The organism is Streptomyces phaeoluteigriseus, assembly GCF_001896135.2.
GTDB classification, from domain to species: Bacteria; Actinomycetota; Actinomycetes; order Streptomycetales; family Streptomycetaceae; genus Streptomyces; species Streptomyces phaeoluteigriseus.
Window position 1 is genome coordinate 1 of record NZ_MPOH02000020.1, and the last position, 12,743, is coordinate 12,743.

Genomic DNA, 12,743 nt, shown 5'->3' on the forward strand with positions numbered 1-12,743 from the left:
CGGCGCTCCGGTGATCCCGGTCGCGATGATCGACACGGAGAAGATCCAGCCGCCCGGCCAGGTGATGCCGAAGATCACGAGCACCGGTGCCCGGGTGGCCACCGCGGCCGTCCCTGCCGCCCCGCCCGAGGCCACGCTCCGCACCTCCCCCTCGATCAGCACCGAATCCGGGGTCATGTGGTTCCCCCTCACCCTGGGCCGGGCAGGGCGCGGGTCCGAGGTCAGTTCCACCTCGGCGGTGACGGTCGCGTACTCCCGCGCCAGCACCGGCACCGGGCCTCTCCGCAGATCGGCCCCGTGCAGCCCGGCGGACGCTCCGGCCGCGGCCGCGCAGAGCAGCACCGCTGCCCCGGTCATCCGCGACCACCCGTACCGAGCACCCGGCGGCCGATCCGGCGCCGGACCCGGCGTCCGCCCCCGCGGCCGACCCGGTGCCCTCCCCGGCGATCGGCCTCTCGGCCCATCCGCCGGCCCATCCGCCGGCCCATCCGCCGGCCCATCCGCCGGCCCGTCCGCCGGCCCATCCGCCGGCCCATCCGCCGGCCCGATCCGCCGGCCCATCCGCCGGCCCGTCCGCCGGCCCGTCCGTCGGTCGGTCCCTCGGGGCGTCCGAGGGCCGCTCACGGTGGACCGGTCGTCCCGTCTCCTCCCCCGTCCGGCGGGAGACCGCCGCCAACCGATGCCCGCCCTCCCCGCGCCCGGCTGCCCCACCCTCCCAGGAGCACCCCGGCCACGATCACGCAGACGAGCACGACGCAACCCACCAGCCGGGGCGAGGCGTCCAGCATCAGTGCCGCCGTGGCCCAGGCCGCGAGCGCGGGCGGTACGAGCCGCAGATCGACCGGCCCTTCCTGCCGCGGGTGCGAAGCCCCGAGCCGGCTCCCGGAAGCGGCGTGCACGGCTCGGCGCGCATGCGGTGGGGCATCGGCCCCGGTCGGTGCTCCTGGCCGCCCGGCCCCGTCCACCACCAGGTCCGCCCGCCGCGCCCCTCCGTCCGAAGCCCCTTCCCCCCTCATGGCCGCACCAGATTCCTCAGATCGGAGAAACGTCGCTCGCCGATGCCGTTGACCTCGCGCAGTTCGTCCACCGAACGGAAACCACCGTGCTGCGTCCGGTAGGCGACGATGTGCTGCGCCAGCACGGGCCCCACTCCCGGCAGCGTGTCGAGTTGGTCCACGGTGGCCGTGTTGAGGGAGACGGGAGCCGGGGGCCCCGCTCCCACCGCGCCACCCCCTGATCCGCCTCCCGCCGCCGGGACGCCGGCCCCCGGCGGTCCGCCCACGACGACCTGCTCCCCGTCCACGAGGAACCGCGCCCGGTTCAGGCCGTCGGTGTCGGTACCCGGCCGCACCCCACCGGCCGCCGTCAGCGCGTCGACCACCCGCGAACCGGCCGGCAGCCGGTGGATGCCGGGGTCGCGGACCTTGCCGCTGACGTCGACCACGATCTCCGCCTCCGCCGTACCCACCGCTGCACCGGACGCCGCAACCGAGGGTGAGGGCTCGATCGGCCCGCCCCCCTCATCCCCTCCATAGGGAGCGGCCGCCCGCACCACCTCGGGGGCCCGCACAGGCTGCGCGCGCCCGGTCCAGAAGTGCTGGACGGCGAACGCGGACACGGCGACCACCACGACGGCCAGCGCGAGCACGCTCCCGCGTTCCAGCCCGCACCGCGCCTGCGCCCACACCGGCAGCCGCTCCCGCAGAGCCAGCCCGGCCCGCTCCCGCCAGTCCCCCGGCCCACGGGGCACCGCCGAACGGTCACCGTCCTCGGCCGCGGCGCGGTCCCCGCTCACCACCCCGGCCGTACCTCCTGAGCCGCCGTCTCCCGGCGTCCCATCCCCGACTCCCCCCGCTCGCCGCCCCGTTCCCCGAACAACAGCTCCGCCCGTCGGCGCAGCTCCTCCGCCGAGGCATGGCGGTTCCCCACCCGGCTGCGTGCCGGTGACCGTCGGTGTCGGACGCGTCCGTCGGAGCCGGGCCCGCGCCCGGGTCCACTCGTCGCGGTGGTCGTCCGTGTGCGTGATCGAAGTGCCATGCCACGAGAATGGGACACTTCGCGGAACCGCGATGATCTTGCTCAATTCCCGGGGACGACCGCCCGGTTGTGGACAACTCCGCCACCCGCAGGAGTGGGGTGGCCGCTCCTCACCGGGCCGAGACCACGACTCCCAGCAACCCGGGCCCGGTGTGCGCGCCGATCACCGCGCCGACCTCGCTCACATGCAGCTCCACCAGACCGGGGACCCGGGCCCGCAGCCGGTCGGCCAGGGCCGACGCCCGGTCGGGGGCGGCGAGATGGTGGACGGCGATGTCCACCGGTGCGTTGCCCGCCCGGTCGGCGGCGAGTTCCTCGAGGCGGGCGATCGCCTTCGACGCCGTGCGCACCTTCTCCAGGGGCTCGATGCGTCCGTCGTCGAGCTGGAGCAGCGGCTTGACCGCGAGCGCGGAGCCGAGGAGGGCCTGGGCGGCGCCGATGCGGCCGCCACGGCGCAGATAGTCGAGGGTGTCGACGTAGAAGAAGGCGGAGGTGCCCGCGGCACGTTTCTCCGCGGCCGTGACCGCTTCGTCGACCGTGCCGCCCGATTCGGCGGTCACGGCCGCCGCGAGCGCGCAGAATCCGAGCGCCATCGCGATCATGCCGGTGTCCACCACCCGGACCGGCACCGGCGCTTCGCGGGCCGCGAGGACCGCCGCGTCGTGAGTGCCCGACAGTTCGGCGGACAGGTGCAGGGAGACGATGCCGGTGGCGCCGGCCTCGGCGACCCTGCGGTAGGTCTCCGCGAAGACCTGGGGGCTGGGGCGCGAGGTGGTGACGGAGCGTCGCTTCTGGAGTGCCTGGGCCAGGGAGCGGGTCGAGATCTCGGTGCCCTCTTCGAGTGCCTGGTCGCCGAGGACTACGGTCAGGGGCACCGCGGTGATGCCGTGGCGCTCCATCGTCCGCTGCGGCAGGTAGGCCGTTGAATCCGTGACGATAGCGACATGGCGGGACATGAGCTGGAGGTTACCTGCCGTATCCGCAGGAGGGGAGTCCGGCCCCTCGCGGCCGGTCGACCCTGACCGGATCGGTACCGCGCCGGACGGTCCTCAGGTGGTGCTCTCGGGCCGGGGCTTCTTCTGCCAGGGGTAGGTGGGACGCGGCCCCGGCGGGGTGATGGCGGGCCGGGTGGGCGGCTCCGGCGCGCGCGAGGCTGGCGTCTCGGGCCAGGTCTGTCCGCCGGTCGCACCGTCGGCGGCGGGCGCCTCGGGCCAGGAGGGCGATGCCTGCGCCTGCGCGGGGTCGTCCGCGGTGGTCCAGTGGCGCAGGGCCCCGGCCTCGAGGTCGATCTGTGCGTGGAGGGTGTCCAGGTCGTCGTCGGCGAAGCGGCGCGCCCGGTCGCGGGCGGCCCAGCGCAGCGAGTCCGCCGAGACGTGACCCGCTCGGTGCGCTCGCGCAGCGACGGCAGCCGCTCGACGAGGGTGGCCCGGTCGGGCTCGGTCTCCAGTCGCTTGAGTTCGTCGTCCAGTTCGCGCCCGTGTCCGCTGAGGCGCGCGAACAGGGCGAGGGACTCCTTGAGGGACTCGTCCTCGGCGACGCCCGCCTGAAGCGCCTCCTGGGTGGCCCGCATCGACGTGCGGAGCTTGAGGCGGAGCTGGGCGATCTCACCGGCCGGGCCGAACTGGGCGAAGGACTTGGCCCGCAGGGTGTGGTCCTCCACGGTGCGGCGGGCCTGGGTGATGGTGCGGTCCACGCCGCGCTTGGCGGCGCCGACGACCTTCACCGTCGCGTAGGCGCCCACCGCCAGGAAGAGCACGAAAAGCAGGGCAAAGATCGCGATCACTGCTTCCACGAGCTCCTCCTCCGGTCCCGACGCGGCACGCCACGCGCCGCTCTTCAACGGTAAACGCTACGGGCAGGCCCTGAGTTCCACCGGAACCCCGAACCTGCCCGTAGGGGACTACCCCGAAGCGCGCACCGTCCTCAACCGCACGCACCCGCGACCGTCACTCGCCGGCCTCGACGGCACACACCCGCGCTCGTCACGCACCCGCCTCGACCGCACGCACCCGCGCCGGTCACGCACCCGCGTTCATCAGGCCGGCACGATGTTGACCAGCTTCGGCGCCCGCACGATCACCTTGCGGATTCCGGCGCCGCCCAGCGCGTTGACGACGTTCTCGTCGGCCAGGGCCACCTTCTCCAGCTCCTCGTCGGAGATGGCGGGCGACACCTCCAGGCGCGCCTTGACCTTGCCCTTGATCTGGACCACGCAGGTCACGGACTCGTCCACGACGTACGCCGGGTCCGCCACGGGGAAGTCGCGGTGGACGACGGAGTCGGTGTGGCCCAGCTTGCGCCACAGCTCCTCGGCGATGTGCGGGGCCAGCGGCGCGACCAGCAGCACCAGGGACTCGGCGACCGTGCGGGCCAGCGGCCCGCCCGCCTTGGTCAGGTGGTTGTTCAGCTCGGTGACCTTGGCGATGGCGGTGTTGAAGCGCATGCCCTCCAGGTCCTGGCGCACGCCGTCGATGGCCTTGTGCAGGGCACGCAGGGTGTCCTCGTCCGGCTCGGTGTCGACGACGGTGACCTCACCGGTGGCCTCGTCCACGACGTTGCGCCACAGTCGCTGGAGCAGCCGGAACTGGCCGACCACCGCGCGCGTGTCCCACGGGCGCGAGACGTCCAGCGGGCCCATCGCCATCTCGTACAGGCGCAGGGTGTCGGCACCGTACTCGGCGCAGATCGCCTCCGGAGTGACCGCGTTCTTCAGGGACTTGCCCATCTTGCCCAGCAGCCGGGAGACCTTCTCGCCCTGGTGGTAGTACGCGCCGTCGCGCTCCTCCACCTCGAGCGCCGGTACGGCGATGCCACGGCTGTCACGGTAGACGTAGGCCTGGATCATGCCCTGGTTGTACAGCTTGTGGAACGGCTCCGCGGAGGAGACGTGTCCCAGGTCGAACAGGACCTTGGACCAGAAGCGCGCGTACAGCAGGTGCAGCACGGCGTGCTCGGCGCCGCCGACGTACAGGTCGACTCCGCCGTGCGGCTGCCCCGCGCGCGGGCCCATCCAGTACTGCTCGATCTCGGGGTCGACCAGCTTCTCGGAGTTGTGCGGATCCAGGTAGCGCAGTTCGTACCAGCAGGAGCCGGCCCAGTTGGGCATGGTGTTGGTCTCGCGGCGGTACTTGCGCGGACCGCGGCCGTCGCCCAGGTCCAGGGTGACGTCGACCCAGTCCTCGTTGCGCGACAGCGGCGTCTCGGGCTGGGTGTCGGCGTCGTCCGGGTCGAAGGTGCGCGGCGAGTAGTCCTCGACCTCCGGCAGCTCCAGCGGCAGCATCGACTCGGGCAGGGCGTGGGCGATGCCGTCCTCGTCGTAGACGATCGGGAAGGGTTCGCCCCAATAGCGCTGACGGCTGAACAGCCAGTCACGCAGCCGGAAGTTGACGGTGCCGGCGCCGACGCGGGACCGCTCCAGCCAGTCGGTGATGCGCTCCTTGGCCTCGGCGACGCCCAGGCCGTCCAGGGAGACCTGGTCGTTCGACGAGTTGATGATCTTCGCGTCGTGGGAGGCGAAGGCGTCCTCCCACGTGGAGGTGTCGGTGCCCCGGCCGTCGGTCGGCTCGACGATGCACTGGATCGGCAGCTCGAAGGCGCGCGCGAACTCGAAGTCGCGCTGGTCGCCCGCCGGGACGGCCATGATCGCGCCGGTGCCGTAGCCCATCAGGACGTAGTCGGCGATGAAGACGGGGATCCGCTCGCCGTTGACCGGGTTGGTCGCGTACGCGCCGATGAAGACGCCCGTCTTGTCCTTGGCCTCGGCCTGGCGCTCGACGTCGGACTTGGCGGCGGCCTGCGCGCGGTACGCGGCGACGGCCTCGGTCGGGGTCGCGTGGCCGCCGGTCCACACGTCGTGCGTGCCCTCGGGCCAGGCGTCGGGGGTGAACGTCTCGACCAGGGGGTGCTCGGGCGCCAGCACCATGTACGTCGCGCCGAACAGGGTGTCGGGACGGGTCGTGAAGACGGTGATGTGCTCGCCGTCGATCGGGAAGTCGACGCGGGCGCCCTCGGAGCGGCCGATCCAGTTGCGCTGCTGGAGCTTGATGGCCTCGGGCCAGTCCAGCGCGTCCAGGTCGTCCAGCAGGCGGTCGGCATAGGCGGTGATGCGCATGTTCCACTGGCGCAGCTTGGCCTTGAAGACCGGGTAGTTGCCGCGCTCGGAGCGGCCGTCGGAGGTGACCTCCTCGTTGGCCAGCACGGTGCCCAGGCCGGGGCACCAGTTGACGGGCGCGTCGGAGGCGTAGGCCAGGCGGTACTCGCTCAGGACGTCGGCGCGCTCGACGTCGCTCAGCTCGCTCCAGGAGCGGTCGCCGGGCAGGCCACGCTCACCGGACTCGAACCGGGCGACCAGCTCGGCGATCGGACGGGCCTGCTTCGCCTCCTCGTCGTACCAGGAGTTGAAGATCTGCAGGAAGATCCACTGGGTCCACTTGTAGTACTCCGGGTCGATCGTGGCGAAGGACCGGCGCTTGTCGTGACCCAGGCCCAGCCTGCGCAGCTGGGACTTCATGTTGTTGATGGCGGCTTCGGTGGTGATCCGGGGGTGCTCGCCGGTCTGCACGGCGTGCTGCTCGGCGGGCAGGCCGAAGGCGTCGAAGCCGAGGGTGTGCAGGACGTTGTGGCCGGTCATCCGCTGGTAGCGGGCGAAGACGTCGGTCGCGATGTAGCCCAGGGGGTGGCCGACGTGCAGGCCCGCACCGGAGGGGTACGGGAACATGTCCATGATGAACTTCTTCGGCCGGGCGACGACCGCTGGGTCGCCCGCGAGGTCACCCTTCGGGTTCGGCGCCGCGTAGGTGCCGTCGGCGTCCCAGACGTCCTGCCAGCGTGCCTCGATGTCGGCTGCCATGGCGGCCGTGTACCGGTGCGGCGCGGCCACCTCGGCGGTGGCAGCGGGGTTCGTCTCGCTCATGTCCTCAAAGCTCCATCGATCGTCTCTGCCAGCGGCTGCCACTCAGGAAACGAAAAATCCCCTCGCACAGGAGGGGACCGCCGCGCCGATTCCGAACCATCCGGTTCTCCGGCGTTCGGGACTGATCAGCGCGGCTCGCTAAGCAGAAGGCGTACGGCACGCATGGCCTCAGGGTACCGCAGGGCTTGAGCAAGCCGCGACGCGCTTGCGTATGCCTGGTGGACACGTACGTACCGCGCCGACAACTGAACCAAGGTCAGGGATTACTTCGCGTAACAGCCACTAAGGGACACCGCTGTGGCCACATTGTCCTTTGATAACAACGCAATAACTCAAACCTCGTACCCATCGGTATGGCGCCCACTTAGAGTTCGGCATCGGGACCGCTTTCCCGAAACTGCTCGGAGTTGCCCCCATGAACCCTCGTCGTAGTAACAGCTCGCTCCCCCAGCCGGGCCGGTCGGCCTACGGGGTGGCGTCCGCTGTCGTCCTGCTCCTCATACCCGTGGTCGTGCTGGTCGGAGGCGACCAGTTCCGCGAGTTCCTGAACTTCGGCGCGGGCGTGCTGTCCCTCGTCTCGCTCAGCTGCTCGGTGATCTGGGGCCTGGTCGCCCAGGACCGGATCTTCCTCAACACGCGCCAGCGGCTCATCGGCCAGGCCGTGCACCGGACGACGGCGGTCGCCTCGATCGCGTTCCTGCTGCTGCACATCACCACGAAGATCGCGCTGGAACACACCCAGTTCATCGCCGCGGTCATCCCGTTCTCGCTCGGCGTCACCGGGACCGCCGGCCTGATCGGCCTCGGCTCGCTGGCCGGACTGCTGATGATCTTCGTGGGCGTCACCGGCGCGCTGCGCAGCCGCTTCGCCTCGCCGGCGCCGGTGGCCGCCCGCTGGCGGGCGATGCACATGCTGGCCTACCCGGCCTGGTGCGCCGCGCTGATCCACGGACTCTACGCGGGTCGCGCGGCCAAACCGATCTTCGTGATCCTGTACAGCCTGTGCCTGCTGGGCGTCATGGCCGCCCTCGCACTGCGCTCCGCGCCGCGCCCCTTCAAGCGCAAGGTCGCCGACCGCTTCGCCGAGGTCCTGGGCACCGACGAGCCGGCCGGCCGCGACGCGCTGGACGCGAGCCGGGCCCGGATGACGGAGTCCCGGTCGCTGCCGGGGTACGAGAGCCGCCCCGCCCGGGAAGCCGACCCGGCGGGCTCCCGTCGCACGGGGCCGCCGGCCTCGGCCCTGTTCGACCCGCCCGCGCCCGAGCCGGCGAACGGCTTCGCCGCCGCCTACCGCGCCGTCTCGTCGCCCCCGCGCGCGCAGCAGTCGTTCGCGGCCGACCAGACCGCGCGCATGGACCTGGCGTTCGACACGCAGGCCACCGAGGCCGTCCCGCGCGTGGACAGCGGCGGCAGCACCTCCGGGAACTGGCCGATCCCCTCTCCGCCGCCGGTCGGCGAGGCCCCGCAGTCGGTCTACGACCCACTCCAGGACACGGGATTCAACATCCCGGTCTATGGCAATCCGGGCACCGGCGGGTACGGCGGGAGTGACGTGTACGACACCGGTGAGACAAACACCCGGTATGACGCGTACAACCCGAACGACACGTACAACAGCGGTCCCGCCGATGAACCACCCCCCGGGGCGTCCTTCGACGCTCCGGGTTCGGGCGAACCTTGGAACACGCCTTCCGGAGGCTATAGGTGAACGAGGCCCTGCCCGACGTCCCGGAAGTCCGCGTGGTCGGCCTTCCGCAGCTCACGTCGGGCTTCGACCTTGTCGAGAGACTCGACCTGCCCATGCACCTGAAGGTGCACGGGCCGCTCGAACCCATGGGCGGGGAGAAGCTCGCGCAGCTCTCCGAACGCATCAACCTGAAGGGCCGCGGCGGCGCGGGCTTCCCCTTCCACAAGAAGTTGCGCTCCGTCGCCGACGCGGCCATCAAGCGCGGCGTACGGCCGGTCGTCGTCGTCAACGGCAGCGAGGACGAACCCGCCTGCCGCAAGGACACCGTCCTGATCAACCGGGCCCCGCACCTCATCCTGGACGGTGCGCTGCTGGTCGCCGAGGCACTGGGTGCCCGCACGCTCGTGGTGGCGGTCACCCGGGAGTCGACCCAGCGCTCCATGGAGGCCGCACTGGCCGAGCGCGGCCTCAGCAACGGCCGGCGCTCGGCCCTGAGGGCGTTCGTCCAGCGCAACCCGATCCGCATGGTCACCGGCGCGGCCGCGTCCGTCGTCCGCTCCATCGACGGCGGCCCGGCGATCCCGCCCGGCCGCAAGGTCAGCGCCTCGCAGAACGGCGTCGGCGGCGCCCCGACCCTGCTGTCCAACGCCGAGACGTTCGCCCAGCTGGCCATCGGCGCCCGCATCGGCCCGGAGCGCTACGGCAACACCGGCCTGTACGACGAGCCGGGCACCGTCATGCTGACGGTCTCCGGCGCGGTCGCCCGCCCCATGGTGATCGAGGTCCCCACCGGCGTCCCGCTGCGCTACGTCCTCCAGCTGGCCGGCGCCCCGCCGGTCCCGCAGGGCGTGCTGACCGGCGGGTATCACGGCAAGTGGATCGACGCGGCGACGGTCAACGAGGCGGTCGTCTCCCGTAACTCCCTGGACGCGGTGGGCGGTTCGCTCGGCGCCGGTGCGATCCTGCCGATCAGCCAGGAGACCTGCCCGCTGGGCGAGTCGCTGCGCGTGGCCCAGTGGCTGGCCGAGGAGAGCGCGGGACAGTGCGGTCCCTGCTACCTCGGCCTGCCGGCCGCGGCGCGCGGCCTGGAGGACATCATCAACGGCGGCGGACCGGCCGCCCTCGAAGCGCTCAAGCAGGTCGCCAAGAACGTGAAGCGGCGCGGTGCCTGCTCGCACCCGGACGGCTCCGCGATGTTCCTGGAGTCGACCATCAAGGCGTTCACCGACGACCTGGCGGCTCATGTCCTCGGAAACGGCTGCGGACGGCCCGTGGAGGGCGTTCTGCCGCTCTTCGAGGGCGGCATGACCCCCGCGGGCATCTCGGCCGGCGGAACGCCCGAGGACGGCGCAGACAGCCGTCAGAAGATCTTCGTGGACTGGACCCTGTGCCGGGGCCACGGCCTGTGCGCGGACATCCTCCCGGAGGTCTTCCAACTCGGCGCCGACGGCTTCCCGACGGTCGCGCAGGCGAAGGTGCCGCGTTACGCGGAGGCGAAGGCGCTGCGCGCGGTGCGCCGCTGTCCGGCGCTGGCCCTGCGGATCGAGGAGGACACGCGCGCGAAGGAGCCCTCCCGCAACCTTCCGGTGCTCTCCCAGGGCCGCGGCCGCCGCGCCCTGGGCCGCTGATCCCGCACGCCGCGAGAGGGGCCGGCCGACGGCGCGGCCCCTCGGCCCATGCACGCCGCACGCGCGCGTGCGGACACAAAAAAGATCCCGCCGAATCTTTCGATCCGGCGGGATCTGCTGTGGAGCTAAGGAGAATTGAACTCCTGACCTCCTGCATGCCATGCAGGCGCTCTACCAACTGAGCTATAGCCCCTTGCGGTGTCCGCCGGGCTTCCCCGGCGGCGACGCCAACATTACACGGTCCTGGGGGTGCACCACCAAATCGTTTCCGCTCTGTCCGGTTCTCCCCGATTCCTCCCGTAATGTCACTTCAGGCGGTGACGAACGAGTAGAAACGCTTGAGCGTGCAGTGCTCCTCGAGAAGCCGGCCGTAGATCGGCTCGCCCTCCAGTTCCCGGTACGTCTCGATCGGGTCGCCTTTTATGATCAGCGCCCGCGCGCATTCCTCGCACCAGTACTGGTAGTCCGGGTTGACCGGCTCCATGTCGCGGACGATCGGGGTGCCACTGCCGCACCAGTCGCACTTTCGCCTGTGTGCACCCATCGATCAGCTCCAGCTGTGGCCGCAGGCCGTGCACACGTAGGAAATCCCTCCGTTGTCACCGAGGACCTGGGCCACGAACGCGGAACCGCAGGAAGGGCAGCTGAGCCGGGTGGCCGTGTTCCGTGTCACCGCCGCGTCGGAGAGGTGACCGCCCTCTCCGAGGATGCTCGCAGGCATCGCAACTCCCTCCCGTCGGGCCGCGCCCCCTTCCGGCCGTTTGATTCTGCCACGGCCGGGCCGATACGGTCAGCGACGCCTCAGTACCAGTCCGGACACGGCACCGAGCGCGACCGCCGCAGCGAGCGCGGACTTGCATGTGAGAAGCGCTTCCAAGAGGTATACGCCTCCAGGGCCCCGAGTGACTCAAGCCGGTTCGGGAAGAGTGCGCCGAAGGCCGTGACACCGGTCGACCGACCGAGCTTCGCGACCGTGGCGAACAGGCCGCCGGTGTCCGCCGCGCCCTCGGGACGCACGGCCCGGCGGAGCCGCCGCCCGGACAACGAGAAGATCCCGCCCCCTGGGGGACGGGATCTTCTCAAAACCGATCTTCGACACCGATCTCTGACAATTCGACAGAGTGTCGACCAGTGGAGCTAAGGAGAATTGAACTCCTGACCTCCTGCATGCCATGCAGGCGCTCTACCAACTGAGCTATAGCCCCTCATGCCACGCGACCTGAGCCGCATGGTGTTTCGCCCCGCTCGGCGGGGCGAACAAGAAGAACTTTAGCCTGCGACCTGCCGGAAAGTGAAATCCGGGTCCGGGCCGCCCGTGGGCGCTCAGTCGTCGTCGCCGAGGACCGGTTCCGGCAGCGTGCCGGCGTTGTGCTCGAGGAGCCGCCAGCCGCGGGCGCCTTCGCCGAGGACGGACCAGCAGCAGTTGGAGAGGCCGCCGAGGCTCTCCCAGTTGTGCGCCTCCAGGCCGAGCAGGCGGCCGATGGTGGTGCGGATCGTGCCGCCGTGGCTGACGACGACGAGCGTGCCGTCCTCGGGCAGCTTCTCGGCGTGCCGCAGCACGACGGGGGCGGCGCGGTCGGCCACCTCCGACTCCAGTTCGCCGCCACCGCGACGGACGGGCTCACCGCGCTTCCAGGCGGTGTACTCGTCGCCGAACCGGGAGACGATCTCCTCGTGCGTCAGCCCCTGCCAGACGCCCGCGTACGTCTCGCGCAGGGCCTCGTCGTGGGTCACCTCCAGGCCGGTGAGCGCGGCCAGTTCGGCGGCCGTGTTCGCGGCCCGCTGGAGGTCGGAGGCGACGATCGCGTCGGGCTTGAGGGAGGCCAGCAGCCGGGCGGACCGGCGGGCCTGGGCCACGCCGGTCTCCGTCAGCGGGACGTCCGTGGTGCCCTGGAAGCGGCGCTCCACGTTCCACAGGGTCTGGCCGTGTCGCCAGAGGATGACGCGCCGGCCGCGGCCCGGCGTCCGGCCGGCCGCGGGTGCGGCCTCGGCACCCGGTGCGGTCATTACCAATCACCACCCGGCTCTGCGGCGTCCTCGGCGGCCTGGAGCTCGGCGTGTTCCTGGGCCTTGCCCCGGGTCGCCTTGGCGTCGGCGGGCAGATCCAGCTCGGGGCAGTCCTTCCACAGCCGCTCCAGGGCGTAGAAGACGCGCTCCTCGCTGTGCTGGACGTGGACGACGATGTCGACGTAGTCGAGCAGGACCCAGCGGGCCTCGCGGTCGCCCTCGCGGCGGACCGGCTTGACGCCGAGTTCCTTCTGGAGGTGCTCCTCGATCTCGTCGACGATCGACTTGACCTGGCGGTCGTTGGGAGCGGAGGCCAGCAGGAAGGCGTCCGTGATCGACAGCACGTCGCTGACGTCGTAGGCGATGATGTCGTGCGCGAGCTTGTCGGCAGCCGCCTGGGCGGCGGTCCGGATGAGCTCGATGGAGCGGTCAGTGGCGGTCACTACATGGCTTTCCGTCGGCGGTCGTTTGA

General features: G+C 71.5%; 9 protein-coding genes, 2 tRNA genes and 2 pseudogenes. 2 read left to right on the forward strand and 11 right to left on the reverse strand.

The features are described 5' to 3' along the window. From BM536_RS34475 to leuS, 5 genes and pseudogenes are all read right to left on the reverse strand, one after another. Positions 1-357: pseudogene (locus BM536_RS34475) on the reverse strand (ComEC/Rec2 family competence protein); the annotation flags it as partial. 655 nt (positions 358-1,012) lie between these two features. After that, the gene (locus tag BM536_RS34485; protein WP_342748865.1) at positions 1,013-1,795 is read right to left on the reverse strand and encodes a ComEA family DNA-binding protein; all 783 of its coding nucleotides are present in this window, start codon (positions 1,793-1,795) and stop codon (positions 1,013-1,015) included. Between the two features lie 352 nt (positions 1,796-2,147). Then, complete coding sequence (locus BM536_RS34490) at positions 2,148-2,993, reverse strand: DegV family protein (RefSeq protein ID WP_094103932.1); 846 nt, start codon at positions 2,991-2,993, stop codon at positions 2,148-2,150. Between the two features lie 93 nt (positions 2,994-3,086). Beyond that, positions 3,087-3,829: pseudogene (locus BM536_RS43470) on the reverse strand (hypothetical protein). A gap of 243 nt (positions 3,830-4,072) precedes the next feature. Next, positions 4,073-6,949, reverse strand: a complete 2,877-nt coding sequence (gene leuS, locus BM536_RS34500) for a leucine--tRNA ligase (RefSeq protein ID WP_073491594.1) — start codon at positions 6,947-6,949, stop codon at positions 4,073-4,075. Positions 6,950-7,364: 415 nt separating this feature from the next. On the opposite strand from leuS, the gene BM536_RS34505 reads away from it, so the two are divergent. Further along, entirely contained in the window at positions 7,365-8,657 is a 1,293-nt protein-coding gene (locus BM536_RS34505; protein ID WP_211363005.1) for a ferric reductase-like transmembrane domain-containing protein, read from the forward strand. Beyond that, on the forward strand, positions 8,654-10,264 hold the full coding sequence (locus tag BM536_RS34510; RefSeq protein WP_073491596.1) for an NADH-quinone oxidoreductase subunit NuoF family protein: 1,611 nt from the start codon (positions 8,654-8,656) through the stop codon (positions 10,262-10,264). The genes BM536_RS34505 and BM536_RS34510 overlap by 4 nt, the downstream gene beginning before the upstream one ends. Positions 10,265-10,384: 120 nt before the next feature. Here BM536_RS34510 and BM536_RS34515 read toward each other — a convergent pair. The 6 genes from BM536_RS34515 to rsfS form a co-directional block, all read right to left on the reverse strand. Further along, positions 10,385-10,457: transfer RNA gene (locus tag BM536_RS34515), tRNA-Ala, on the reverse strand. A gap of 117 nt (positions 10,458-10,574) precedes the next feature. Then, complete coding sequence (locus BM536_RS34520; RefSeq protein WP_003976229.1) at positions 10,575-10,808, reverse strand: hypothetical protein; 234 nt, start codon at positions 10,806-10,808, stop codon at positions 10,575-10,577. 3 nt (positions 10,809-10,811) lie between these two features. Next, a complete protein-coding gene (locus tag BM536_RS39935; RefSeq protein ID WP_107439653.1) occupies positions 10,812-10,985 on the reverse strand; it encodes a hypothetical protein in 174 nt (57 codons plus the stop codon). A 411-nt stretch (positions 10,986-11,396) separates the two neighbouring features. Then, positions 11,397-11,469 (reverse strand) — tRNA-Ala (locus tag BM536_RS34530). A 118-nt stretch (positions 11,470-11,587) separates the two neighbouring features. Next, positions 11,588-12,271 (reverse strand): histidine phosphatase family protein, encoded by a 684-nt coding sequence (locus BM536_RS34535; protein ID WP_094103934.1) that lies wholly within the window; start codon positions 12,269-12,271, stop codon positions 11,588-11,590. After that, positions 12,271-12,714 (reverse strand): ribosome silencing factor, encoded by a 444-nt coding sequence (rsfS, locus tag BM536_RS34540; RefSeq protein ID WP_073491598.1) that lies wholly within the window; start codon positions 12,712-12,714, stop codon positions 12,271-12,273. Before rsfS ends, BM536_RS34535 begins: the two co-directional genes overlap by 1 nt. Between the last annotated feature and the right edge of the window lie 29 nt (positions 12,715-12,743).